A 26,409-nucleotide genomic window follows, 5' to 3' on the forward strand; every position below is an offset into this window, starting at 1 on the left:
ATCCATGGTGTCTGTTATTACGACAACAATTATTTTTAGACTCTATTATAGCACAAATCTTCTCTAAACCTACAGAATACTTGCTAAATTACGTTTTGCAAATTTCATCAATTAGAGTGGGTTTCTGTGATATAATCGACATAATGGCAGGAGAAAGGATGAATTAATGTGAAAAAAATCATCACCGCGATGATAGCTTCGCTTGTGCTTATATTTGCCTTACCAATGATTACTCAAGCAAGTCCTCTAGCTTATGTAACAGAAAGAATAGCAGGTCAAGACCAGATTGAAACAGCCTTGAAAATTTCTCAAAAAGGCTGGGATTCCGCTCAAACTGTTATTTTATGCCAGGCCTCAGATTATCCCGATTCTATCGCAGCTACCCCTTATGCTGTTAACTTAAATGCCCCAATTCTTTTAACAGGAGGAGACGCTCTTGACTCAAGAGTAGTTCAAGAGCTGCAGCGCCTAAAACCTCAGAAGATTATCTTACTCGGAGGTACCGCTTGCTTAAAACCGGCGATTGAAAAGAACCTTGAGCAATTGTCCTTAAACTGGGAACGGATAGGAGGAACTGATCGTTACGAGACATCTGTTCTGCTGGCAAAGCGTTTGACTTCAGATTCTCTGATCATAGTTAATGGCGATAATTTTCCGGATGCTCTGTCAGCGGCCACCTATGCCGGCATTAAACAAATTCCCGTTGTACTTACTTCAACAACTCTCCCCGACTCTGTCCTGAAGTACTTAAACGAAAATGCACCAAAACATATCACCGTCATTGGCGGAGAAGTTGTCGTTCCCTCAGAAGAATTGACAAAAAACAACTTTACAATTGAGACTCGCCTTGGCGGAGAGGACCGCTACGATACCAACGCCAAAGTCGTTTCCAGCATGAAAGATATCTATCAATCAAACGACCTTTTCTTAGCATCAGGAATCACCTTCCCTGATGCCGTAGCCGGTACTGTTCTCGCCTCAAAAGAAAAGGCTCCGCTTTTACTCACCGAACAAAATGATATTCCGCCCTCTGTTTATAACGTAATGCGCTTACATATGGTCGTCGAACCCCCTGCATCAACTTCTTCCACTTCTGCCTCAGGTAACACATCTAAAGCAGGTGTCGTTACGGCTGCAAACGGATTAAATCTTCGTGACACCCCTTCTTCTTCAGGAAATCTACTGGCAACCATTCCCAATGGGACTACCCTTGATCTTGGCACCTATCAAAATCACTGGTATCAAACGACCTATCAATCTAAAACCGGCTGGGTTTCTGATGCCTACATTACAATTTCCGCCAACAACTCTTCATCGACTTCCAGCAATACCAAAAAGGGAATCGTCAATGCCTCGGCAGGATTAAATTTAAGAGATACACCCTCTTCTACGGGAAAACTTCTGGCGACGATACCTAAAGACACAACGCTTGATCTTCTTAATTCCCAAAACGATTGGTATCAGACCACTTATCAATCAATAACAGGTTGGGTTTCAGACAGCTATGTAACTCTCTCCGCTGCAAGCTCAGACTCTGCCAATGACTTGAGTCCAAACGGCAAAGTCTTTATTCTCGGAGGAACGGGCATTATCAGTACAACGTCTCAAGCCATTATTGAAGGAAAAGCATCTTCGAATTACAGTTCAAATTTGAAAGCGTTTCCTCAGCTTCCTTCCTCTATACAGCCACCTTCCTCGCCTTCATCAGGCGGTTCCTCATCGGGAGGGGACTCTTCTTCGGGCAACTCTTCTTCTGGTAGTTCTTCTTCGGGCGGTTCTTCCTCTGGTGGTTCTTCTTCAGGCGATTCCTCTTCATCTCCAACGAATTACGACCCTTCTCAAGAGGTTCTTGTTGATCCTTTCGCCGGAATCCCAGAGAATGCTTTAAGTGGAAAGACCATTATGATCGATCCTGGACATGGAAGTCCTGACACCGGAGCAATCGGTCCCAGTGGTACCTATGAAAAGGACAATACTTTAGCCATTGCAGAAGATTTAAATTCAATCCTGCAACAGGCTGGGGCGAAGGTTCTCTTAACCCGGGACAATGACTCTTCTCCCGCGGCCAGTGATTTCTCGGAAATCAATGATCTTCAAGACCGAGTTGACGATGCTGCCAAAAGTAAACCCGACCTCTTTATCTCTATTCATAACGACTCCTTCAGTAATCCCTCCGTTCAAGGCACAACGACCTACTATTGTACAGACAATCCTCAAGAACAGAAGAGCCAACAATTGGCCAGCAGTATTCAAAGCGCAATGATCGACACGGTAAAGACCAACAATCGAGGAGTTAAAGACGCAAATTTCTATGTCATTAAATATACAACAATGCCTGCAGTTTTAGTCGAAACCGCCTTTATCTCCAGTCCCTATGAAGAAGCAAGACTGCAGAACGACACATTCCGAAAAAATGTCGCCGCAGCAATTTTTCATGGAATTTACAATTACTACAATAGCTCCACACCCAATAACTAAAAAAGCAACCATTAACAAAAAAGCAGCTAGTAACTTTCAAAGGTTACTAGCTGTTTATTCTTTTAATCCCCCAGTTAGCTATGGTTATCATCAGTGAGACTGTGAAGGCAACGCCGAAACCCCTAACATAAAAACCCGGTACGAGCCCGCTCGTAAGCATGATCATCCAGGTATTTATGATGAGAGTGAAAATCCCCAAAGTTAACAGATTCAGTGGAATAGTTAAGACAATCAAAACTGGGCGAATCAACAAATTTACGATCCAGAGCATTAGGCCCGCTCCAAGGTAATGAAGGGGCGAAGAAGCATGAATGGGGAGAAATTGGGCTGCCGCCAAAAATACGAGTGTGTTGACTAAAATACGGTAAATAGGTCGTTTCATCAAATACCCCCGTTTCACTTTAAGCTAATTTTGACCTTAACTTCTCCCGTTTCAACCTCAAGAATATCCAAGCCTTCGTGTCTGCTCAATTCTATAACCATATTATGCAGACCTTCCAGGAGACGGCTTGGAGAAATAGCATTGATCCAACTCAACAATTTACGATCCTTATGATCCTTATGGTAAGGAATGCACTTTAGTGTCTTCTCCCCTACCCAAGCCAGTTCTGCTAAGGCTACAAAAAGCTCATCCGCAACCCAGACAGGAACCGGAAATACAAACCCGCGGTAGTGTTTTACCTTTACTCTGACAATCAAAAACGTGGTGTAATTATTCCACACACACTTCCACCTTGATTCTGCCCTCTTGAGGATCTGATACTTCCACATCTACTATCTTGCCATCCACAGTTTCTTCAACTAAGCGGACAAGCTCCTCAACATCCAAAGCCTGCAAATCAAGACCCTTTTGTTCTAATTCCGTACGCTTATCAGCGGGAACAAAGCTCATAGCATAAACCACTAACTTTGATGCAGAACGTATTAAGCTCAAGGGAACATTGACATTTACCTTCAGAGATTTTTCTCCAAGAACTCGAACCCGCAGAAAGCGATCCCCAGTGTTTGGTTTAGCCATTTCTGGTTTAACCAGATCAAATTCCGGCACCACTGAAGCCTTCTCAGACGATATCTCATCTTCCATCGCCTTAAGCAGTTCCATTCCCTCCGCAGCTGTTAGTTTTCCCTCCTGAATCATCTCAAGTATCTTCATTTTTTCGCTGCTCATATCTCAATTACTCCTTTCTAATCCGTATCTTCTTCAGAATTCGAACCTCTTTGTTTCCTCATTTGAACTGCCGCCTCTTGGGCCGATATTTCCCCGCGATTGAGAGCCTCAAGTATCTCTTGCCGCCGTAATTGTTCTTTGGTTATCGCTGCATTTTCGGAGACAGGCTCTTTTTCTTTCTCTAAACTGTAGCCAAGGGCTTCAATGACACTATCTAAACGACCGCGAACTGTCGGATAAGAGATGCCCAATTCTTTTTCAACCTCTTTAATATTCCCCCGGCATTTAATAAACGCCTCGATAAAAAGAATCTGTTCCCTGGGGAGTCTGCAAAACTTACAAGAGGAGAACTCTCCTTCAATCTTAGTCGGACAATGAGTACAGGTTAATTTACTGATTTTTAATTCATGGTCACATACCGGACACCGATGGGGTATCTTATAATTCAAGCTTATCACCTCTCATTAAGTAACTTACCGCTTTTATATTGTATATAATAAGCTCTTGCATTCATAATGTCAACATTTATGTTAATATATTTAAGTTTCAAGTTGATTATATTAACATTTTTAAATTAATATTAAAACATTTGTTAAATGTTAACCGAATTAAAACAAAAACCCTTTGTCCGTTTTAAGACAAAGAGCTGAAGAAACTATTAATATGCGACTAAAAGCCCGCCTTCATCAGCATAGACTGAAATTGTTGCTCCCATTTCCACGATAATTACATCTTTAAAACAGTATCGCCGCTGTATTTCTTCTTTTAAGGCCAAAGCCTTGTCTAAACAATTACAGTGGGCAATTCCCAGCACTTTGTCCTCCATCTTTTCTCCCTTTTCCCCAATGACTTCAAGGAAGCGATGAAAGGCCCTTTTTGACCCTCTTACTTTCTCAATCAGGTCGATGGTTCCTTCACCTGACGCACCTAAAATGGGTTTTATGGAAAGCCAAGTCGCTACGGTCCCTGCAAAGCGATTAAGTCGTCCGGATTTAATTAAATGCTCCAAAGAATCCAGAAGGAAGAACGTTCTCATTTCCTGTATATATTGATTAACCCGCTCGACAATCTCATTCTTTTTGAGGTTATTCTGAATCAATTCCGCAATTTTCAGTCCTATCAAAGTCTCTCCCACAGAAGCGGTATGGGAATCAAAGACATGTATAAAGCCTGTGCCTCGCTGTTCCAAAAACATTGTTTTGGCTAAAACGGCATTATTATAGGTACTGCTAATTTGGGAGGAGAGAGTAACGACAAAAATATTATCTGCTTCGTTAAACCATTTAAGAAACCCACTCGGTGAAGGACTGGCAGTATGTGGTGCCGCTGTAGTATGTTTCATTTCTTCTAAGAAGTCTTGTAAATTCACGTTTTCATCAAGAAAATTGTGTTCTCCTAAAACGATACTAAGCGGTACTATCCGAAAAGGAATTTGCTCCTTAATATCTTCGTTCAGGTCACATCCGCTGTCCATGACAATTGTATAGTCCATAATGTTCCCGTCTCCTTAGCTCTGGCAGTGACTATGTTTACTGCGCAGCTGTCCGCAGGCAGCATCAATATCCGCCCCATGCTCAAGACGGATACTACAATTAATACCTTGCTTTTTTAGGGTATCATAGAAAGCCAACATTACTTCATGCTCACTTCGTTGATACTGAGGATGTTCCTCCACCGGGTTGTAGGGAATTAAGTTGACATTAATAAGTTGCTTCTTTTCTCCGATCAATTCAGCGATTTGCAGAGCATGTTCCCGTTTATCATTTAAACCTTTAAGCAGAATATATTCCAATGTAACCCTTCGCTTCGTTTTCTGCCGATAATAGTCAAGAGCCTCCATAATACTCTGAATTGAAAAACTCCGATTAATTTTCATAATTTGCGATCGAAGCTCGTTCGAAGGGGCATGCAGTGAAATTGCCAAATTTACCTGCAAATTCTCATCAGCGAACTGATAAATTCTGTCCGCTAAACCACTGGTCGATACAGTAATATGACGGGCGGGAATAGCCAGCCCTTTATGATCCTTTATAATCCGAATAACATTAACGACATTTGAAAAATTATCAAATGGTTCGCCGATTCCCATGACTACTACGTGACTTATCAGTTCGTGCTGGTTGCTTCTCTTAAGATACTCCTGTACAGCCATAATCTGTTCCACAATTTCTCCGGCGGATAAATCGCGATTTTTTATTAAGAGACCGCTGGCACAAAAACTACAGCCCATGTTACAGCCGACCTGGGTTGTAACGCAAACCGACAATCCAAATTTATGTCTCATTAAAACGGTTTCTATTAAATGCTCGTCTCGTAACTTAAGCAAAAATTTTACCGTTCCATCCTCAGACTCCTGTCTCTCATATTCTCTCAAGGAATTGATGACAAAGTGATCTGTCAATAGCTCAATACAGTCTATATGGACGTCAATCATCTCTGAAAATTGTGTTGCTTTCTTTCGGTAAAGCCAGTCCCATACTTGTAAGGCCCGATACTTTTTATGTCCGAATTTCAAGAGATACGCCGCTAATTGTTCAAATGTTAAACCATAAATTAATTCTTTACTCATTCCTATTTCCTCACAGTCAACGGAAACCAAAATCCCGCTGCGCAAAATCATACTCTTTAATGATTAATGTAATCAGAAGACATTTTTCGCCTTCCATTTTTCTGAAATATCGAACATTGTTTAAAATTGTATGTTAATACTTAATTATACCATTCCTCCTTAGCTTGAAAAAGACAAGCAACTGTTTAATTCACATAAAAACCCTGAACAAACACAAAATATCTTAGGTAAATATTATTGAGGAGGAGATTACATTATGGAAAACATCAATGGTCAACTAATGAGTAAAGAAGCTTTTCTTCATAATTCTCTTTACGCGAAGGAACCTTTTGAAGGAATTCTGGTCAGTACTGATGGTGAGAATCACCAATATCGCATTGGAATACAGTTAAATGAAAAAGAAGTACTGCTGGTGGATCAAGTCAATGATCGCGATGTTAAAGAAAAACTACTTTCATGGATACCTCAGGTTAATAAAATTCAGAAACAATATGGCGTGAAAAATGACCTTCAAAATTACGCCCAGCAGTAATCTAGGCCATCAAAATAAGCTAAATTGAATTGATTTACCTTTTAGGTAATAAACCAGCATCGGGGCTTCGGTGACGAAAGCTCCGCCCATAACAAATTCTATCGCGCTGAAGGATGGACTCTGCCCCCACCGAAGCAGAGAACGGGGGCCACTCCCACTTGTAGAAGTGGGAGTCTCACGATTAGATGAATTGGAACTGCATGATTTACATGACTAATAGCCTGCCTGTTCGGCAGGTTTTTTTATATTATTTATTCGAATGCAAAATAGCATAATTTCTAGTTAAACGCAACAAAAGTTGTATGAATATTAGAAGGTTAAACTTATCTGCCACTATTACTCCCAATATATGTATATGCAAGATATTATTAAGCTCTAAGCAGTTGTTTTAGAACTTATTAAGATTTCTTGCTCTATATATAAACGTTTTTAGTTAATAAGCAATACCTGGAAACATAACCATTATGTTTAAAGTGTATTTTAATTTTTAATGTGTTATTATCTGTTTGTCCCGAAGTTCAAAGCTAAAAAACATTTTTAAAAAGCTCAGAACTTCAAAAAACAATAGTTTTAAATCCTTTAAACGTTTAATCGTTTAACACTTAATTTAAGCTATTGTCTCGTCTCTTTCCTTTTGTTTATTTCAAGTTTCTAAAGGGTACCCACTGGAGCGATTCACCCTAAATCATTTTTGGAGGGACGCTTCCATTAATTTTCCAGTGGAATACTTTAGATACTGCGCAATGTCTAAAGATTAATATTAAAACTTCTAAGGAGGTGAGAGGCGAGTTTAAGCGTCTCAGAGATTGGATTGTTCATTAGATTGATTCCCTTATCAAAATTGTTTCCCTTATTACAAAAGGAACAAAAGATGGTTATACCAAAAGAAAAACGTTTCTAACTTGAGAGGAGAAATATTACGCATGAAAAAGACTAAAAAGGCTTTAGCTTCCTTAGCAATTGCTGGTATGGCTTTATCTGCCGTTCCTTACAACGCTTTTGCTGCTACTACTGTTCCTACCCGCTTAGCCGGTACAACTGCTGAGCAAACTGCTGTCGCTATTGCTGATCAAACCGGCTGGACAGGTGCTGCTGTTCTGGCTTCATCCACATCTTACGGCATGGTTGACGCTTTAACCGCCGGCCCACTCGCTACCTTCCTTAAAGCCCCAATCCTTCTTCAAGGTGCAGGAAATACCTTGAACGCTGATACCAAAGCTGAACTTCAAAAACTTAGTGTGAAAACCGTTTACGTAACCAGCGGAACGGCTGTTATCAGTCAATCCGTTCTTGATCAATTATCCGGTATGGGGATCACCGTTGTTTCCCTCGGCGGAAATGACCGTTTTGAAACCTCTGCCAACATCGCTAAGGAAATGGTCAAACTTGGCGCTCCTGTTTCTAAAGTAGCCGTGGCTTATGGCTGGTCAAACCAAGACGCTCTTTCCATTGCTTCTATCGCTTCTGCTGCTAACGAACCCATTTTGTTAACTGAGAAAGATTCTGTACCTTCCAGTGTTCAATCCTTCTTAGCTTCAAACTCCAGCATCACCTCTTCTGATGTTATCGGTGGTACAGCCGTCGTCAGCGATGCTGTTAAAGCTCAATTCCCAAGTGCTACCCGTCACTACGGTACAACAGCTTATGACACCAACAACCAAGTTATTCAAGATTTCAGCTCATCTTTGAAATTTGACAGCGTCTATGTCGCCAATGGCAAAACCGGTATCGATGCTCTTGCCGGTGCACCTCTGGCAGCTCAAACCGACTCCGCTATCGTCCTCACCGACGGAACTGTTCCGGCTGCTGCAACCTTCGTTCACAGCAAACTCGCTTCTGACGGCGTTGTGACGGCTCTTGGCGGAACTGCTGTTGTCTCTGATGCTGTACGCACCGGTATTGCAACCGGTCAAGTTACACCTCCTCAAGGTGACTTAGCTGTTTCTTCTGTAACGGCTGCCAGTGCAAACAGCATTAAAGTACAATTCAGCGCTGCTCCTGCTGATACCTCCAAGGTTACCTTCGATGTTACCAATTCAGGAGTTCCTGTAACGGTAAGCGCTACTTGGAATTCCGATAATACAGAAGCTACACTGAGCAGTTCAGCTAACTTCGCTGAAGGAACCTATAGTGTTGACGTGAAGAATGATGCTACCGATCTTGGTTCAAGCAATGTTACCATCAGTCAGCAAAAAATTGCTAAGATCACCATTAATTCCGATAAGCTCGCTGTTAATCAAGATGGTANATGTTACCATCAGTCAGCAAAAAATTGCTAAGATCACCATTAATTCCGATAAGCTCGCTGTTAATCAAGATGGTATAGGTTATGCTACGTTTACGGTTCTTGACCAATATGGCAATGACATTACAGGCAACTATCTCGCTAATAATATTGTCTTCCAAACAGGTGCCGGTTCTATCACTATTCCAACAACTGGTGTGCTTAAAGTAACTCCAAACACGTCTACGAATCTTATCACCTTCCCAACCGTCGCTATCACAGGGTATGATTCAACCTCCGGAGTTTCCGTAAGCGCAACGTTAAGCACTTCTACAGCTATTGGAACGTTAAGCAGCATTACACTTAACAGTTTAACCAATGCTAACAACGCAACCCTCACAGCTGGAGACACTAGTGATACTTGGTATATCGATTACAGTGCTAAAGATATGAGCGGCAATGATACCACGGATTATAGCCTTATCAGCGGCGGCTTGATCTTAAACGGGGATAATCATGATCAATTGTCATCTTCCAGCCCCTATGTAACAGCTAAAGTTGTAAAAGATCCTTCAGATAACAACAAAGCCGCAATTCAAGTAACCGTGTCCAGCGACGAGATTCAAAACGATCTTCCTGTAACCATCACTGCTATGAGTTACCAAGGAGCTCCTTCAACCTTAAATCTGACCTTAAAGAAACAGTCAGCTGTTGATACCTTCACCTTAATGGCTCCTTCCTACAATATTGCTTCAGGTGAGCTGAAAGAAATTCCCTTTATCGCCTATGATCAAAACGGAAAACAACTCACCAAATATTCCGATCTGGCAGGAAAAGTTACGTTGAATGGTTTTGACGGCAGTGGTTCTGATGCTTCTGAAGTAGGACTCCAACGCAACCCTGATGGAACTGCCAGCTTATATGTCAGAGCAACCACAGTTTCAGGCGATTTAAATCAAAGTGTTCCTCAAGTCCTTACTGCAAGCACCTCAACTGGTCACTCCAGCAACATCACCTTAAATATCCAACCGGCTCCTAAAGCTGACACCTTATCCTTGGACAGCAACAAAGGCAACGGAGCAAAGCAAGAAGGAGCTAACGAACGCATAGACTTTGGCGAAAACTAAGGTGGCTTAGCTGTTAAGGACCAATATGGCCGTACCATGGATATGAGCGGTCTCACAGGCAATGCCGGCAACTATGAGGTTGTTGCTACCACTTCTGGAAATGCTCTGAGCGTAAATGGCATTGAATCCGATAAAACCACTACCACAACCAATGCTATAGCAGTCAGCGGACAAGGTATCCAAATTGCAGCAGGCAGCAATCTTGGAGCTTCTGTCAACAGAACCCAAACCGTTAACTTCTATTTGATCAACAAAGCTGATGAGGCTGCAGTACTCGGCGGCGACGCAAGCAAAGCCATTGATTCTCAATCTGTAACCTTCACAGTTGTGAAAAACAGCGATATCAACGACTATTCCGTCGATTCCGTTTCCAACCCAATCTATGCCTTTGACTCAGCTACCGGCAGTGCTATTACAGCTCAGCAAGATGCTTGGGCAGCTAACCCCTATGTTTACGGAAAAACATCCGCCGGAGCAAAAGTAATGATGGCACCTGGCTTTGTTCAAGGCGCATATGTTGACAACACCAAAAACTTCTCCGTTGAAACAAATGTAACAGGTACGAAATCTGCAGCCACAAATGCTTATGATACTGTAAAAGTGGTCGGATTAAAATTAGATCCTACAGTAGCCAGCGCAACCACTAATTTGACGGTAACCATTAAAGGTGCTGACGGTCTGATCCACACCGTAACAACACCGATTACCTCCTCAAATGTAGATCCTGTGGCTAAGACAATTGCTGTTAACAGCGACACCACGAAAGGTATGCATCTGTCAGATGACGGAAATACCATCTATATTGACAACTCAACAGCTATGAGTACCGAACTTGGTCAAGGCGCTCTGCTGCAACGCTTCGATACAGATGAATCCAAGACCGGCCGTCAAGATATCTACTTCTATGCTACAGATTCTTATGGCAGCAAAGGTTTGAATCTGGCACAGGTTTATGTCGTAGACAGCGGCACAGCAGCCGGATCTTCTGCAACTCCATTGTTCACCGTTACAAACGGCAAAGTTGAGACCAACAACTTGGCAAATAAAGGTGACTATGTCGTTCTGTCCGGTGTAACTACAAATGGTTTAGTTGCTACTGTTAAGATTGTTAAAAACTACTAAGATTAACGATCCTATATTCAGAACAGAGAACCTAGACAATCTTATGTATCAACAATAGTTGATACGTAAACTTAAGAGTCTTTCACCTTTGGGTGAGAGACTCTTTTTTGGGGTTCGGATTAGTGAACTCGTTCAGTTAAAGCTGAGCATAGGGCTTCGGTGACAAAAGTGTCCTGTGGACACTTTCGCCGAAAGCGCCTAGCCCATAACAAATACTATCGCGCTGAAGGATGGACTCTACCCGAAGCAAGGTATGGGAACCACCCCCACTTGAAGTGGGAATCTTACGATTGGATAAATTAACACGTTATAAACTATTACATAAATATACGATAGAGGTTAAGCATAATTTCGTTATATTGTAAAAAATACTTTTCATAGTGATCATAATGATCTTTACAAAGAGATTCAATAACTTTATAATAATATCATCTTGAATAATTTAACTAATTCCTAGTTTTAACAAAGGAGGTGACCTTATGAAGCCTTCCTATCTAAACCGCATCTTAGCTATTGTCAATAGTCTCGAGCCCAAAACAAAGGCTTTACCGTATTTGGAATTGGACTCCATGATGCTTTCCCAAGTCGTTGAAGTTGCCCAAAGAGTGAGTCAGAACGATATTAATAACAATCACATTCAAAACTGGGTTCGGCGAAAATATCTTCCCAGCCCCCATAAAAAAAAGTATAACCGAGAACAAGTTGCCAATATTTTGCTCATCAATGATTTGCGCAATATCTTATCTTTAGATGAAGCCTCTCACTTACTGGGATTTGTCAACCAAACTCTGGCCGATAACTCAGATGACCGTATCAATCCTTCGAAGCTTTACAAATATTATTGTGAAATCTTTGATCGGACTCAAATTGATTGGCAGAAATCTTTAGACCAATTAACCGATGAAGTCAATGATTCTTTATCTGAAGAAGCTATCTGTGCCGATGATAAAGAAAAAATCGCTGTAACCCTGGTTATTCTAAATTTGTTAGCAAGAGCAAATCTCTATAAACAAATTGCCGAACACTGGTTGGAGATCTTGCCACAAGAACCTTCGGAAATAAGTTCTGATAAAGGTTCCTAATAAGGAGGGGGAAAACGTGGGGACTGGGTTTGTTGTAACGCTATTTATACTAGGAATTGTCCTCATATTCCTAGAGATTTTTGTCCCTGGTGGTATTCTCGGATTATTTGGCATTATTGCCTTAATTACAGGGATCGTCCTCTCAGTTGATTCATTGCTTGAAGGTATTGTTTACGTGAGTTTGTTACTCATTACACTAGCTGTACTAATTGCCTTAAGCTTTCGTTTTTCTCAAACTCGTCGTTTTTGGGAAAGATTTGCTTTAAAAACCAGACAAACAAAGCAAGAAGGTTATGTAGCGCCGAAAGTACGTTATGAAACGTTTTTAGGCAAACAAGGAATTGCCCTTAGTCAATTACGACCGGCGGGAACAGCCGATTTTAACGGTGAACGCCTTGACGTCGTCACTGAAGGAGGGTTTATTGCCAACGGTTCTAAGATTGTCGTTATCGATGTTGAAGGCACACGCGTAATTGTTCGTCAAATTGACAATTAGAATTCAAAAGATTAGAGGAGGTATAAAAAATGACTGGTGCAACATTATTCTCCCTTATCCTTTTCATCCTGGCCATTATGGTTTTAGGCGTTCTCTTAACCTTCATCCCAATTGGTCTCTGGATTTCTGCTTTAGCTGCAGGAGTCAACGTTGGAATTTTCTCTCTTGTTGGCATGAGACTTCGCCGAGTAACACCATCCAAAATTGTTAATCCCCTTATTAAAGCCCATAAAGCCGGCCTAGATATTACAACTGCCCAACTAGAAGCCCATTATCTTGCCGGCGGGAATGTCGATCGTGTTGTCAACGCCTTAATTGCCGCTGAACGTGCAGCTATTCCCCTTCTTTTTGAGCGTGCGGCGGCCATCGATCTGGCAGGACGTGATGTATTGCAGGCCGTACAAATGTCCGTCAATCCTAAAGTTATTGAAACACCCATTGTATCCGCCGTTGCTCAAAACGGGATTGAACTTCGGGTTAAAGCCCGTGTTACTGTTCGAGCAAATATTGACCGACTCGTAGGGGGAGCAGGCGAGGAAACCGTTATCGCCCGTGTCGGAGAAGGTATTGTAACCAGTATAGGGTCATCCGATTCACATAAAGCGGTTTTGGAAAATCCAGATCTGGTATCTCGTACTGTTTTATCTAAAGGCCTTGATTCTGGTACAGCCTTTGAAATTCTTTCTATTGATATCGCAGACGTAGACGTCGGCAAAAACATCGGGGCTCAATTGCAGACCGACCAAGCTGAAGCTGATAAACGTATCGCCCAGGCTAAAGCAGAGGAACGTCGCGCAATGGCTGTGGCCAGAGAACAAGAAATGAAGGCCTCTGTGCAGGAAATGCGGGCAAAAGTCGTTGAAGCAGAAGCAGATGTCCCTCGGGCCTTAGCAGCGGCCCTAAGGGAGGGGAAAATGGGTGTAATGGACTATTACAATATGCAAAACATTATGGCAGATACAACTATGAGAGAAAACATTGTCAGAACCAGCAAAGATTCTGGGGATATTACCCCTAGGAAGTAAGAGGAAGGCACAATGGATATTTTATCGTTTCTTCCTATCATCATTATGATTATTGCTATAGTATCCAAAATTAATAAAGGAACCACGCGACCTAATCAACGTCCGAAGAATCCTTATACTCCTTCTGCTCCTTGGGCTCAGGATCTCGAATCTGCGATTCAAAAATGGATTTCGCCGCGTATCCCGAATGCGATTCCTAAATTATCCGAAGTTCAGGACTATCAAGCAGAAGAATTTCCCCGAATGGATAATTTCGTTGAATCTGAAGGAACTCAGGGCAATGAAGGCCCACCTGGTATCGAAGGGACAGCTCTTGATGAAGGAATCTTAAGCAGCGAAAGAACAAAGCAAAAAATCTTCCAATCCGAAGCCGAACCTACCGCCACAGAAGGGAAAGAAGGCCACGACTGCTCCGACTCTCCAATCTTCAGGCAAAACCACCTTGCTGATGCCGTAATTTGGGCCGAGATACTAGGAAAACCCAAATCACGTATCAGTGGTCCTTTTGCCAGAAATCATTAGCTTACATTAACTTAACCTTATTTGACGTAACGATCCTAATACCTTGGAAAGGATCCCGATTATGGAAGTCCCGAAACCGGGCTTTTTTAACCGGGATCCTTAATTTTATATCGTTAATGTCTTCTTACTACAAAAGCTTTAATCTCATGCCTTGTCTTAAGAGTCACTTGCAAATCTCACGAGGTTAGTTCCGGTAGTAACACATATAGTTGCTATCGCATAATTTTGGAATAGAACGCATCATCCGAAAACATAGCTTGAGAATTTCCGGATTTTCCTCCCCTTCTAAGCTGGCAAGAGATTTTCTTAACAACCTTACGCTTGCTGCTTTCTTTTCAAGGGGCGATTCTCTCCCTACTATTTTTAGAGAACATACGCCCATTGCCTTTAGCTCCGGTAATGCACATAGTCCACACATACCCATAGGGTCTCCTTTGGGGCTGATACTTTCAGCCATATTTTTAATGCCTATATAAATAAATTCGCGATAATCTCTGAGATGCTGAGAAAAAGAACGACTAGCTTCTTTTCTTGACTGTCCACTCTTGTCATAAAGTTTATAAATCCAATGAGGGTTATGACAAATCGCGCCATTAAAAGCATGATTTGCAAAGCAATACGCCTCTTCGAAAATGCACCCATCGTTGAGTATAAAAGCCTCGTACTCCATATCTGAACCGATCTTTTGCATGATACGAGCCATATCTTCTAAATCTACATATCTTGGAAAAATAAGTCTCTTAGCGCCTAAATCACGAAAAAACTTGGCAGTCTCTGTGTTAAGAATTCCCCCTAAACTGCTTGCATGAAGCGTTACTTCCGGCATTTTCTCCTTCATCATTTTCATCAGACCAGGATCTCCAATGATCAGAGCATCTGGACTGCAAGTCGCATAAACTTTTCTTACGAACTTTAAAATTTCTTGGTACAAGGCATTTGAATAGATAGATTGATTCAATGTTAGGAAAACTTTCACATCATGAAAATGAGCCAAGCCAACGACTTTAGACAATTCTTCAAGACTTGGCAAATTACCTTGCCCAGGACCTCGGCGGTTCAGCCAAAACCTATCTCCGGAAACTGAATCCCAATACTCAGGCTGCAAGCCGCAATACAATTCTTTTGCTCCTTCTAAAATAAGAGTTCTCCCCTCTTCAAGCGAAGTTATAGGGGCTAGAATATTCAATGATCAGCCCTCCTGTCGTCAAATAGGTTCGGGTTGGAAAATTAATCGGTCAATCCCTATTCGCGATATAATATTAAACGTATCCTTGAGGAAACCTTCCTTAAAAACACAAAAAATCGCATTACCTTTTTGGACGATTTTCCAATTCGGAGACGCTGGAACTTGACCTGATTTGTCTGAAAGTTCCAACCAAAATTGCCTGCAAATTCGTCCACAGGTTTTGTCTGTTGTTTTAAACTTATCGTCCTTTTGGTATCCCCATGACCGTAAAAGACACATTCTGCCGCTTGTTATTACAGTATATGGAAAATATAAAGATACTTTATTATCCCACCTGCCAAAATCATTTAATCCACTCGGCGGAATATCTAATTCAACCTGACTTACACCAAAGTCCCTAAAAACTTTTTGTATAATATCGCTTTCAAAGCTTGTCATTGGTAGAGACCAAGATTTTTGACTATGAGTTTTTTTCTTATTTTCTGTTGGACTTCCGATTCGCGGATCACGCCAAGCCTTATTTAACTGTCGGCCTATTATTGGTTTAAAACCAGGATATTCTTGATTGAGTAAATATAGTATTCCCCAATCATTAACTACAACTTCTAATGCTAAACCTTCCTCTGACAAACCTTGTAATAACTGCCGCAGCGTTGTTAGACCATTTTCTGTCACATAAGGTGTTACTAAAGTTAGCTCTTGGCCGTGTTCTCTCGCTCGATAATAAACATCTAGTACCTCGCGTAAAGAGGGTATCGACCTTTCACAAAATTCTTGTCCAAAATATATCCTTGTAAATAAAATTTCACCCAAGACGTTCTCACTAATTTCTTTTATCATGCTGGATCGAAAAAGATTATTTTCACACCAAGGATCGTCCATAAAATATACTTTTTCAATGTTGGGAATACCTAAAGCCCATTCCATACAACGATACACCTCATTGATTCACATACTAAATTACTTCTTATTAAATAGTATGATATTTTGAGGTTAACCGTTAACAAGGGGTTTTTACAAGAACATTTGCTCCAGTGCTATTGCAACTTATGCTATCGCAATTTCTGCTTAAGCAACTTGATTTAACAGGCAATTTAATCTGTTATATATCCAGATCATCTTGTATAATAGCTAAGTTGGGCTTAATAACCCCATATCTATAACTTCTTGCTTTCTGTTTTTTTACTAAAAATTTTGTCTTAATAATCCCTTACTAAACTCGAGAGGTGTTATGAATGAAACGTAAAATTATTACCATAGATCAGGAACTTTGCAACGGATGCAAGCTCTGTGTTAATGCTTGTCATGAAGGAGCATTGCAATTAGTTAACGGTAAAGCCACGCTTATTTCTGAAACCTATTGCGATGGCCTCGGCGACTGCCTGCCTGAATGCCCCACCGGAGCTATTACTCTTGAAGAGCGAGAAACCGTCGAATATGATGAAGAAGCTGTTAAAATACACTTAAATAACAATTCGAAAGAAACGGAAAGCTCTTTATCCTCTATTTCTCTAAGCACCCAGGGCAAACCTTTACCAAAAGCAGTACAATCGTCTAAGGTTGTATCTCCAGAAAACTCGCAATCGCAGCTTGCCCAATGGCCATGTCAGTTAAAATTAGTATCAATCGATGCACCCTACTTTGATAACGCCGACATATTACTTGCTGCCGATTGTACCGCCTTCGCATATCCAAATATTCACCAGCAATTCATGCTCGGAAAAGTCACTCTAATTGCTTGTCCTAAACTAGATAACATCGATTACTCAGAAAAATTGAGCGAAATTATAAAGCGTCATTCTATTTCCAGCATTACTATTTTAAAAATGGAAGTTCCCTGTTGCGGAGGACTTGTAAATGCTGCAAAAAAAGCCTTAGCTAATAGCAATAAGTCAATTCCCTATACTGTCGCAACGATATCAACAAATGGTCTTATTTTATAAGTTTAAACTTCCCCGCAACGTAAATTCTTGCAGTGTGGAACATTTAATAAAGGGCATCTCCCCATAGAAATCAAACTATGGGGAGATGCCCTTTGTTATTACCTATATTATGAATTAATTTTTAGAGCTCGTTCTTTTTCTACCATTTCAGTAGAAATCCTATGAGCTTTCACCCGAATATCTTCTGGATCTAGTGTGGTCAATTGTCCATCACGTACAACAATGCGACCATTGACGATGGTCATGTCGACGATACTTGTATTACCACAGCAAACGAGCGAAACCAACGGATCATGACAACCTGCGAATGCGACATCTTCAAGATTTATGAGTGCCAGGTCGGCAGCCATCCCTTCTTGGAGAATCCCCGTATCGTTTCGCCCCAGGACTTCTGCCCCACCGCGCGTGGCAGCTTTGATCGTTTCATAAGCGGAGAGGCCTGCATCGGCATAACGCAGGTGATTAAGAAGATACGTTCGGCGTACTTCTTCCCACATATTTGAACCATCATTACTGGCACTTCCATCCACGCCGATTCCAAGTTTAACTCCCGCTTTGACCAATTCACTGGTTCGGCAGATACCACTACCCAATTTCATATTCGAGGAGGGACAATGAGCTACTCCGGAATTGGCCAACACATTAATTTCACGATTACTTAAATGAATGGCATGGGCAAACCAAACATCAGGGCCTACCCATTCGAGTTCCTCCATAAGTTCCACAGGCCGACAACCATAGATTTCAAGGCAGAATTTTTCTTCATCTAATGTTTCTGCAAGGTGCGTATGGAGCATGACCCCTGTCTCTGCGGATCGGGCTAGTTTACGAGCCTGGACCATTAAATCTTTACTGACAGAAAACGGTGAACAAGGTGCAAGGGATAGGCGGGTCATAGCGAAGGGAGATGGGTCATGATAGGTTTCTATTAAACGTTGCGAATCCTTAAGGATCTCCTCTTCAGTTTGGACGACTTCATCAGGTGGCAGCCCTCCATGGCTTTTGCCTCGAGACATGGAACCCCGTGTCGGATGAAATCGAATCCCGATTTCCTGAGCCGCATGGATTTGGCTATCAATTAAGGTGGTTGGTTGACCTTTAGGAAAGACATAATGGTGATCGGTAGTCAATGTACAACCTGTACGCAAGAGTTCAGCAAAGCCAACTTGAGAACCAAAGTAGACCGCATCGGGAGTGAGGTGCTTCCAAAACTCATACAGGTTTAGGAGCCAGGAAAATAGCGGCATTCCTTGAACTTCGGACAAGCCGCGAAAGAGAGTCTGGTACAGGTGATGATGTGTGTTGACTAGTCCGGGCACAGCAAGCTTTCCCCTGCCGTCGATTACTTCAAGGGGTCCGTCGAAAGTTAAATGTTTCCCTATGGCTCGTATCTTGGGTCCTTCAATAAGAAGATCAACATTTTGCAAGATTTGATCTTGATCATTACAGGTAACCAGGGTGTGTAGATTCTTAATGAGTATCAAACGAATCACTCCCTTCCTTTTCCCCTACTATTCGATCAGACATACTATAAGAAGGTAGTGGACACTTATTTATCTTGTTCGGTTTCAAAACGATAAATACTTTCCAATACGACTTTAATTTCTTTGTCCCACCCTTCCACAAGGCGGGTGTTTTCTTTTTCATAAACGACTTCTGCCGTAACGAGATTTCCCGAAACAGCACAAATGCAGGCGGCTTTTAATTTGCGAACATGAGCCACCGTATATATTGCAGAGCTTTCCATTTCAACATTCATGACACCCAGTTTTGCTAGTTTTTCGATCCATTCCTGTGTTTCCCCATAGAACGCATCATCGGAGGCGCTGATTCCGACATGAAGTCCAAAATTTAGTTCACCCTTCATACTCCGGGCAGTTTGGATAAGCGTATGAGTTAACTCAAGATCCGGGACGGCTGGGAAACAATCCGGCACGTAATAACGTGAGGTTCCTTCATTTTTCATCGAACCTGAAGAAATCAACAGATCTCCTACACGGATGTCTGGTTGCAAAGCCGCGGAGCTTCCAATGCGGATAAAAACCTCTGCTCCAACATTAGCCAACTCTTCCACTGCAATTGAAGCAGAAGGACAACCGATTCCAGTTGAAGTAACGCTCACACGAATCCCTTTATAAGTCCCTGTGAAGGTCCTGTATTCTCTATTATTAGCTATCAATACGGGATTATCCAAGTATTTGGCTACACGATCCGCACGAGCCGGATCACCGGGGAGAAGCACATATTTTGCAACATCTCCAGGTTTAACCCGAACGTGGTATTGTATTTTCCCTAAAGTTTCATCTGCTTTGTTAAGAATCGTCATTATTTATTCCTCCAATTTTTAGTGCTCGCCAGGAGCGAATGTTTTCCCATCATGAGCAGGTCCACGTGCTCGCTTAGCAACAAAGGCAAGAACAAGCAGGGTAGCTAAATATGGGATGATCTCTACGATTTGCGCTGGAATTGTAAGCCCCTGAGCATTCATTTGCCATGCAAGAACATAACCGAAGAACACAGAAGCGCCGAGTGAACCAAAAGGTGTCCAACGCCCAAAAATCATGGCGGCTAAGGCAATGTATCCTCGACCAGCCGTCATATCTTTTGTAAAAACATTCAGTATACCGATGGAAAGAAAAGATCCCGCCAAACCAGCTAGAGCACAGCCCACAATCACACTGAGATACATATACTTTCGTACCGGTATCCCTAAAGATTGAGCGGCGTAAGGATTTTCTCCCACTGAGCGTAAACGTAGTCCCATTTTGGTGTGGTAAAGAAAGAAGTGACTGAGAAGGATGAGCAGTAAGCCGATAATCGTGAGGTAACTCATGTTATTAATGATCGGTCCAAGAATAGGTATTGAACCGGCATTAGATATCTGTCCGATTTTTGGGGCGGATGGAGATTGCCCTTTATTGTTAAAAAGAAGTTGTAAAAGGAATACAGTTAAACTAGAAGCCAGAATATTAATGGCTACCCCACTGACAACATGATCCGCCTTTAAGCCAACACAGATGGCCGCATGTAAAAGCCCGAGAAGAGCACCAACCATAAGCGCAGCCAAAACGCCAATCCAGGCTGACTGAGTGTAGTATGAGGTAATCGCTGCGGCAAAAGCCCCCGAAAGCATGATCCCATCCAGACCAACGTTGACAATTCCTACCCGTTCATTAAACAATCCTCCAAGTGCACCGATGAACAAAGGAGTTGCGATTGCCACAGTCGCTTGGATGATGCTAACTGAAAGAAAGCTTATCATTCTTTGTCCCCCTTCATCATAGAGCGTAAATGTACACGGAAGAAATGTTCAGCAGCAATGAAGACGATAATCAAAGCTTCTAAAATCAGCCCGAGTTCGCGCGGAACATTAACTTGTAAGGACATGAAGGACCCCCCATTCTCTAAGGCACCAAAAAGAATAGCTGCCGGTATGATCCCTAAAGGGTGATTCTGCCCTAATAGAGCGACTGCGATGGCCGTAAATCCATAGCCCGGAGAAAATGAGTTAATAAATCGTCCATAAACTCCTAAGGAACGCTCTGCCCCCATCAATCCGCCAATGGCTCCACTCAGAAGCATGGCCCATAAAATGATACGTTTACTTTTAATACCGGCATATCGTCCAGCACCAGGGTTAAGCCCCGTGACTCGCAGATTGTATCCCCACGGGGTGTGAAAAAGAAAGATATAGAGGGCGATGGCTAATATAATAGCTAGGATAAAACCAGTATTGAGTTTACTGGGAGGCATCAGTGCCGGAAGAATTGCTCCGGGATCAACCTGATACGTCTGCGCCACGGCACCAGGTTCATGGTAAACATGCACCGTCAGATAAGCTGTTAGAGCGTAGGCAACATAATTTAACATAATTGTTGAAATCACTTCATGAACCCCAGACTTCACTTTTAGTAAGGCGGGAATAATAGCCCAAACATAACCAGCTAATGCTGCCGCAATGAGTGCTAACAAAATATGCAGAAAACTGGGGAGATTATGTAGACTAAAGCCTACAATTACCGCAGCAATTGCTCCAACATACATTTGACCTTCCAGACCAATATTAAAAAGGCCGGAACGAGCAGCTACCAAAAAAGCCAGAGCACCGAAAATATAGGGAGTTGCTCGTTGAAGTGTCTCGGCCCAAGAAGAAGTGTCACCAAAGGCTCCTTGGAGCATGGCTGTATAGGCTTGCAAAGGATTTTCACCTATCGCAATTATAATCACAGCCCCAATCAGTAACGCACATAGTACAGCGAGAATGGAAGGAAGGATCTGCCAGATAAAGTGTTTTATAGGATTCATGTTCATACAGGTTCACCTTCCCCCTCAGTTCGAACTCCTGCCATCATCAACCCGATACTCTCTTTAGTAAGCCGATTAGGAGCATTGCTTCCCATAAATCGCCCCTGATAGAGTACGGCTACCCTGTCCGATAGAGAAAGAACTTCCTCCAATTCATTGGAAATAAGTAGAATAGCCGCGTTCTTGCGACGGCATTCGAGCAAAACCTGATAGATAAATTCGATCGCTCCGATATCCACGCCCCTTGTCGGTTGAACCGCAATAATTAGTTTGGGGTTGGCATGAAGTTCACGTCCAATAATTAATTTCTGTTGGTTTCCCCCTGATAATTGGGTAATCAAAGCGTCCAAGGAGGGGGTTTTGATCTGGAATTCTTTGATAATTTGCTGGGCGTAATGATTAATTTTCTTCTTATGGAAAAGTAGCTTGGAAACAAACTCTTTGCTTTTCTGATAGCCTAGAATCGCATTTTCACGCACACTAAACTCTCGAACGAGCCCAGTTTTAAGACGATCTGCAGATATGCAACTGATTCCCTTTTGACGAAGATGTGAAGTATTTACTCCATTTATAGCTTCACCAAGATAGAGAATTTCCCCTTTTTCCACTTTGCGCAAGCCTAATATACCTTCAATAAGAGCATCTTGGCCGTTGCCAGCAACTCCTACTATCCCTAGAATTTCTCCCGCCCGAATGTTAAAGGATAAATCTTCTGCACTTTGGTCACCGTTGACTTGCTCAGTTTGAAGGCCTTGAACTTGTAAAATAAGTTCTGAAGGCTTTGTTTCTTCTTTGACTAAATCAAGAACAACCTCACGCCCTACCATTTGACGGGCCAGAATTTTTTCATTAACTTGTGATATGGGCCAATGACCAACCGTTCGGCCGTCACGAATAACCGTAACATCATCAGCCAGAGCCATGACTTCATGTAATTTATGGGTAATAAAGATGACGGTACAGCCATCTCTCTTGAATTCCCGTAAAATCTCAAACATACGATCGATTTCTTGGGGTATTAATACAGCTGTTGGTTCATCAAGAATAATTAAGCGTGCACCTCTGTAGAGCACTTTAACAATTTCAATTCGTTGCTGAATCCCGACGGGTACATTTTCGACCAAAGCGTCTAAATCAAGCTCTAAGCCATATTTGTGACAGATCTCTTCAACTGTTTTTCGGCTGTTTTTATAATTAAGCAATATTCCCTTTCCAGGTTCTGCACCCAAAATGATATTTTCCAAAACACTTAAAGCTTCTACTAACATAAAATGTTGATGGACCATACCTATACCATGAGCAAGTGCCTGAAGAGGGGAGGAGAAAAGGACTTTCTCCCCCCATAAGTAGATTTCTCCCGAGTCTGGCTGGTGAAGACCAAAGAGGCTGTTCATAAGGGTACTTTTTCCCGCACCGTTTTCGCCAACAATGGCATGAATTGTCCCAGTACGAACGACCAGATCAATCCCATCGTTCGCTTTCACATGTCCAAAGTATTTTTTCAATCCGCTGATAACAAGGGCTTCTTTGTGTACCACGGGTCATCACCGCCCAAAGTTTATTTCGTCGTTGCTGTTACATCTGTAACTTTGATTGTTCCGTCGATAATTCCCTTTTTGATATCATCAAGCTTTTTGAGTTTATCCGCACCAATCAGATCTTTGGTATACTTCATGTCAGTGATTCCAATACCACCGTTTGCAACACCATAGGTATTTGTTCCGGTTTTGAAGTTTTTGTCAACAATCCCTTTAATCGAGTCATAAACCGCTACATCAACGCGTTTCATCATAGAGGTAAGGACTAAACCCTGTGCCATATAATCCTGATCTGAATTACAACCGATGGCATATTTTTTCGTTTCTTTGGCAGCTTCAAAAAGTCCGGAACCAGAGCCGCCGGCGGCATGATAAATAATATCTACACCTTGGTTATACATAGTTAGGGCAATACTTTTGGCCTTAGCAGGATCGTTAAAACTGCTAAAATCGGAACCAATGGGTTGAACGACTACCTGAACGTTCGGATTAGTGTACTTAGCTCCTTGCGCATACGCCACAGTAAACCGATTGAGGAAAGGAATATCCATCGCCGGGATGGCTCCTACTTTATTTGTCTTGGTCATCATTCCCGCAAGAGCGCCAACAAGGAACGAACCCTCATGCTCGTTAAAGACGAGAGAAGAGATATTGCTGCCTGGAACCTCTGCATCAATGATTGCAAATTTGGTATTCGGGAATTCCGGAGCAACCTTTTTCAAAGGCTCTGCCATATCAAAGCCTACAACGATGACAAGATCATTACCAGCTTTCGCAAGATCACGCATCATGCTTTCCTCGGAAGCAAGATCGGGGGGCTCAACCACTTTTAGTTGCACGCCGAGTTCGCTTTCTGCTTTCTTAGCGCCATCATTTGCCAAATCATTAAACGATTTATCTCCCAGGCCACCAACCCCAGTAAGGAGTCCAACTTTGACTTTAGATTGTGCAGATGCCGAAGGCTTGGCCTGAGTGGTGTTTGAAGCTTGAGTACCACAAGCCGTTAGAGTAAACAGTACAAAGCCTATGAGTAATAATCCTAGAAACTTTCTGCTTTTTTTCACTTAATTCCCTCCTAATTTGTTCTTCCCCTTAACCCTTATTACTGTGTTGAAAACAAGCCCCTTTTATCATCATCTCCCTTCATATGAAAATCCTAGGCGAGATAGGCAACGCTCCTACATAGAGTGAAACGGAAAAATTGATCAACGTAAAATTCAGTATTATACATGATGGGTTGTCCTTCTGCCGAATATTCTACCGTATCGATTCGTAGCAGAGAGGTTCCTACTTCGAGGTTAAGAAGACGAGATAGTTTTTCATCAACAATGCTCGGAATTAGTTCGATAACATCATGCGTAAGACGACATTTACAGTGCTTTTCTACGAATGGGAAAATGGCTGGATATAATTCCTCTTCAGTAAACTCAACTTGCGTAAAAAGCTTACGGGGAATTCGATCAATACAATATGCAGCAGGTTTTCCATCAGCTAAAAAGCGCTTTTCCACGACTAGAAGTTCTTCGCTTTCCTTCAGAGTAAGTTTTTGAACTTCTTCCTTCGTAGACAATCGCCAGGTCTGTGAGACCTCATCAACAGATGAACTATAACCCGCTTCCGCAATGAATTTACTGATTTCCCGAGCAAAGTCAATACGAGCCACCTGATGCTCTGCAAATTGATTGATAATTGTTCCCCTACCCTGGAATCGACCTATAAGTCCTTCGCGTTCTAAAACGGTTAATGCTTCCCTAACGGTGAGACGGCTGATTCCCAACTGAGCAGCGAGTTCTTCTTCGGAGGGTAAGCGAAAAATTTCCTGTTCCACCATGGATGAGATATACCCCCGCATAATTTCCAGGGCATCGAGAACCGCTGTTGATTTACGGACCTTTCTTACACTCTGTGTCATACATAACTCCTTTACAGGGAAAGGTTTCAATCTCCCTGATTTTAATTCTTGAGAAGAATTTGCGAACAAAGGATAATAATTAAGTATAATCATCTGATGAATTGATGATTATACTTCGGCAATAATCTCAAATATTCCTGCAAGTGTACAATACGCTTCAAATATTTTTTGGAGCTATATTATTTTAGTTGAGTCAGAATACTCGTAAATCTAGTGACATATTCTCCAGCAATGTGGATCCGAACGGGTGGAGCCCTGGTAGCTATCTTTCATTTCGTTCATGAAACACAAACAGACTGCCTATTGGCAGTCTGTCGCTTGTTACCTGGCGATGACCTACTTTCCCAGGGGCAATGCCCCAAGTATTCTCGGCCCTGGAGGTCTTAACTTCCGTGTTCGATATACAAAAGCGGACGAGCTTTTCGCCACGCTGCGTCCCGATACGCATTCTCCTGCAGCGTGGATCGAACGGGTGGAACCCCGGTAGCTTTCTTTCATTTCTTTCATGAAACACAGATAGACTGCCATATCTGGCCGTCTATCGTTTGTTTACCTGGCGATGACCTACTTTCCCCGGGGCAATGCCCCAAGTATTCTCGGCCCTGGAGGCCTTAACTTCCGTGTTCGATATACGAACAGCGGACGAGCTTTTCGCCACGCTGCGTCCCGATCCGCATTCTCCTGCAGCGTGGATCGAACGGGTGGAACCCCGGTAGCTTTCTTTCATTTCTTTCATGAAACACAGATAGACTGCCATATCTGGCAGTCTATCGTTTGTTTACCTGGCGATGACCTACTTTCCCAGGGGCAATGCCCCAAGTATTATCGGCCCTGGAGGCCTTAACTTCCGTGTTCGATATACGAAAAGCGGACGAGCTTTTCGCCACGCTGCGTCCCGATACGCATTCTCCTGCAGCATGGATCGAACGGGTGGAACCCCGGTAGCTTTCTTTCATTTCTTTCATGAAACACAGACAGACTGCCATATCTGGCAGTCTATCGTTTGTTTACCTGGCGATGACCTACTTTCCCAGGGGCAATGCCCCAAGTATCCTCGGCCCTGGAGGTCTTAACTTCCGTGTTCGATATGGGAACGGGTGGAACCCCTCCGGCATGATCACCAGATCTCTGAGATTCAGTTGTCCTTTTCGAACTCTGTTCTCTCAAAACTACATAGAGT

At 42.4% G+C, this 26,409-nt stretch carries 24 protein-coding genes, 1 rRNA gene and 1 pseudogene; 9 read left to right on the forward strand and 17 right to left on the reverse strand.

Annotated features, from left to right (window positions below; genetic code table 11):
• Nucleotides 1-168 precede the first annotated feature (168 nt).
• Nucleotides 169-2,478 (forward strand): N-acetylmuramoyl-L-alanine amidase, encoded by a 2,310-nt coding sequence (locus B5Y67_RS08130; RefSeq protein ID WP_088225950.1) that lies wholly within the window; start codon nucleotides 169-171, stop codon nucleotides 2,476-2,478.
• 46 nt (nucleotides 2,479-2,524) lie between these two features.
• Here the strand turns inward: B5Y67_RS08130 and B5Y67_RS08135 are convergent, their stop codons facing one another.
• From B5Y67_RS08135 to rlmN, 6 genes are all read right to left on the reverse strand, one after another.
• A complete protein-coding gene (locus B5Y67_RS08135; protein ID WP_088225951.1) occupies nucleotides 2,525-2,860 on the reverse strand; it encodes a phage holin family protein in 336 nt (111 codons plus the stop codon).
• 14 nt (nucleotides 2,861-2,874) lie between these two features.
• The gene (locus B5Y67_RS08140; protein ID WP_088225952.1) at nucleotides 2,875-3,201 is read right to left on the reverse strand and encodes a hypothetical protein; all 327 of its coding nucleotides are present in this window, start codon (nucleotides 3,199-3,201) and stop codon (nucleotides 2,875-2,877) included.
• A complete protein-coding gene (locus B5Y67_RS08145) occupies nucleotides 3,191-3,646 on the reverse strand; it encodes a hypothetical protein (RefSeq protein WP_088225953.1) in 456 nt (151 codons plus the stop codon). Before B5Y67_RS08145 ends, B5Y67_RS08140 begins: the two co-directional genes overlap by 11 nt.
• A 17-nt stretch (nucleotides 3,647-3,663) precedes the next feature.
• A complete protein-coding gene (locus B5Y67_RS08150; protein WP_088225954.1) occupies nucleotides 3,664-4,095 on the reverse strand; it encodes a DUF2089 domain-containing protein in 432 nt (143 codons plus the stop codon).
• Between the two features lie 209 nt (nucleotides 4,096-4,304).
• A complete protein-coding gene (locus tag B5Y67_RS08155; protein WP_088225955.1) occupies nucleotides 4,305-5,138 on the reverse strand; it encodes a DegV family protein in 834 nt (277 codons plus the stop codon).
• A gap of 15 nt (nucleotides 5,139-5,153) precedes the next feature.
• Nucleotides 5,154-6,215 (reverse strand): 23S rRNA (adenine(2503)-C(2))-methyltransferase RlmN, encoded by a 1,062-nt coding sequence (rlmN, locus tag B5Y67_RS08160; protein ID WP_088225982.1) that lies wholly within the window; start codon nucleotides 6,213-6,215, stop codon nucleotides 5,154-5,156.
• Nucleotides 6,216-6,471: 256 nt separating this feature from the next.
• Here rlmN and B5Y67_RS08165 point away from each other — a divergent pair, with 256 nt between their 5' ends.
• The 7 genes and pseudogenes from B5Y67_RS08165 to B5Y67_RS08200 all read left to right on the forward strand — a co-directional run bounded on the left by B5Y67_RS08165 (nucleotide 6,472) and on the right by B5Y67_RS08200 (nucleotide 14,345).
• Complete coding sequence (locus tag B5Y67_RS08165) at nucleotides 6,472-6,747, forward strand: hypothetical protein (protein WP_088225956.1); 276 nt, start codon at nucleotides 6,472-6,474, stop codon at nucleotides 6,745-6,747.
• 923 nt (nucleotides 6,748-7,670) lie between these two features.
• Nucleotides 7,671-8,705: pseudogene (locus tag B5Y67_RS08170) on the forward strand (cell wall-binding repeat-containing protein); the annotation flags it as partial.
• 1,429 nt (nucleotides 8,706-10,134) lie between these two features.
• Nucleotides 10,135-11,220: a hypothetical protein gene (locus B5Y67_RS08180; protein ID WP_088225959.1), complete on the forward strand. Its 1,086-nt coding sequence runs from the start codon at nucleotides 10,135-10,137 to the stop codon at nucleotides 11,218-11,220.
• A 479-nt stretch (nucleotides 11,221-11,699) separates the two neighbouring features.
• Nucleotides 11,700-12,302 (forward strand): DUF1836 domain-containing protein, encoded by a 603-nt coding sequence (locus B5Y67_RS08185; RefSeq protein ID WP_088225960.1) that lies wholly within the window; start codon nucleotides 11,700-11,702, stop codon nucleotides 12,300-12,302.
• 16 nt (nucleotides 12,303-12,318) lie between these two features.
• Nucleotides 12,319-12,798 (forward strand): NfeD family protein, encoded by a 480-nt coding sequence (locus tag B5Y67_RS08190; RefSeq protein ID WP_088225961.1) that lies wholly within the window; start codon nucleotides 12,319-12,321, stop codon nucleotides 12,796-12,798.
• A gap of 29 nt (nucleotides 12,799-12,827) precedes the next feature.
• Nucleotides 12,828-13,823 (forward strand): flotillin-like protein FloA, encoded by a 996-nt coding sequence (gene floA, locus B5Y67_RS08195; RefSeq protein WP_088225962.1) that lies wholly within the window; start codon nucleotides 12,828-12,830, stop codon nucleotides 13,821-13,823.
• Nucleotides 13,824-13,835: 12 nt separating this feature from the next.
• Nucleotides 13,836-14,345, forward strand: coding sequence for a hypothetical protein (locus B5Y67_RS08200; protein WP_088225963.1), 510 nt, complete (start codon nucleotides 13,836-13,838; stop codon nucleotides 14,343-14,345).
• A gap of 184 nt (nucleotides 14,346-14,529) precedes the next feature.
• Here B5Y67_RS08200 and B5Y67_RS08205 read toward each other — a convergent pair whose 3' ends face one another.
• Together B5Y67_RS08205 and B5Y67_RS08210 are read right to left on the reverse strand one after the other, a co-directional pair.
• Nucleotides 14,530-15,531 (reverse strand): U32 family peptidase, encoded by a 1,002-nt coding sequence (locus B5Y67_RS08205; RefSeq protein WP_088225964.1) that lies wholly within the window; start codon nucleotides 15,529-15,531, stop codon nucleotides 14,530-14,532.
• Between the two features lie 18 nt (nucleotides 15,532-15,549).
• Nucleotides 15,550-16,458 carry a hypothetical protein gene (locus B5Y67_RS08210; protein WP_088225965.1) on the reverse strand — a complete coding sequence of 303 codons (909 nt, stop codon included), beginning with the start codon at nucleotides 16,456-16,458 and terminating at the stop codon, nucleotides 15,550-15,552.
• 308 nt (nucleotides 16,459-16,766) lie between these two features.
• Between B5Y67_RS08210 and B5Y67_RS08215 the strand changes: the two genes are divergently transcribed.
• Entirely contained in the window at nucleotides 16,767-17,474 is a 708-nt protein-coding gene (locus B5Y67_RS08215; RefSeq protein ID WP_088225966.1) for a 4Fe-4S binding protein, read from the forward strand.
• A 107-nt stretch (nucleotides 17,475-17,581) separates the two neighbouring features.
• On the opposite strand, the gene B5Y67_RS08220 is transcribed toward B5Y67_RS08215, so the two are convergent.
• The 9 genes from B5Y67_RS08220 to rrf all read right to left on the reverse strand — a co-directional run bounded on the left by B5Y67_RS08220 (nucleotide 17,582) and on the right by rrf (nucleotide 26,354).
• A complete protein-coding gene (locus B5Y67_RS08220) occupies nucleotides 17,582-18,964 on the reverse strand; it encodes an 8-oxoguanine deaminase (RefSeq protein WP_088225983.1) in 1,383 nt (460 codons plus the stop codon).
• A 59-nt stretch (nucleotides 18,965-19,023) separates the two neighbouring features.
• Nucleotides 19,024-19,800, reverse strand: a complete 777-nt coding sequence (locus tag B5Y67_RS08225) for a nucleoside phosphorylase (RefSeq protein ID WP_088225967.1) — start codon at nucleotides 19,798-19,800, stop codon at nucleotides 19,024-19,026.
• 18 nt (nucleotides 19,801-19,818) lie between these two features.
• Nucleotides 19,819-20,736 (reverse strand): ABC transporter permease, encoded by a 918-nt coding sequence (locus B5Y67_RS08230; RefSeq protein ID WP_088225968.1) that lies wholly within the window; start codon nucleotides 20,734-20,736, stop codon nucleotides 19,819-19,821.
• Nucleotides 20,733-21,785, reverse strand: coding sequence for an ABC transporter permease (locus B5Y67_RS08235; protein ID WP_088225969.1), 1,053 nt, complete (start codon nucleotides 21,783-21,785; stop codon nucleotides 20,733-20,735). The genes B5Y67_RS08230 and B5Y67_RS08235 overlap by 4 nt, the downstream gene beginning before the upstream one ends.
• On the reverse strand, nucleotides 21,782-23,317 hold the full coding sequence (locus B5Y67_RS08240; RefSeq protein WP_088225970.1) for an ABC transporter ATP-binding protein: 1,536 nt from the start codon (nucleotides 23,315-23,317) through the stop codon (nucleotides 21,782-21,784). Before B5Y67_RS08240 ends, B5Y67_RS08235 begins: the two co-directional genes overlap by 4 nt.
• A 20-nt stretch (nucleotides 23,318-23,337) precedes the next feature.
• On the reverse strand, nucleotides 23,338-24,381 hold the full coding sequence (locus tag B5Y67_RS08245; RefSeq protein WP_088225971.1) for a BMP family ABC transporter substrate-binding protein: 1,044 nt from the start codon (nucleotides 24,379-24,381) through the stop codon (nucleotides 23,338-23,340).
• A gap of 92 nt (nucleotides 24,382-24,473) precedes the next feature.
• Complete coding sequence (locus B5Y67_RS08250) at nucleotides 24,474-25,229, reverse strand: GntR family transcriptional regulator (RefSeq protein ID WP_170932630.1); 756 nt, start codon at nucleotides 25,227-25,229, stop codon at nucleotides 24,474-24,476.
• 262 nt (nucleotides 25,230-25,491) lie between these two features.
• The gene (locus B5Y67_RS24935; protein WP_140419072.1) at nucleotides 25,492-25,677 is read right to left on the reverse strand and encodes a hypothetical protein; all 186 of its coding nucleotides are present in this window, start codon (nucleotides 25,675-25,677) and stop codon (nucleotides 25,492-25,494) included.
• A 561-nt stretch (nucleotides 25,678-26,238) separates the two neighbouring features.
• A 5S ribosomal RNA gene (rrf, locus tag B5Y67_RS08255) occupies nucleotides 26,239-26,354 on the reverse strand.
• Between the last annotated feature and the right edge of the window lie 55 nt (nucleotides 26,355-26,409).

Source organism: Desulfosporosinus sp. FKB (assembly GCF_002196705.1).
Classification (GTDB): Bacteria; Bacillota; Desulfitobacteriia; order Desulfitobacteriales; family Desulfitobacteriaceae; genus Desulfosporosinus.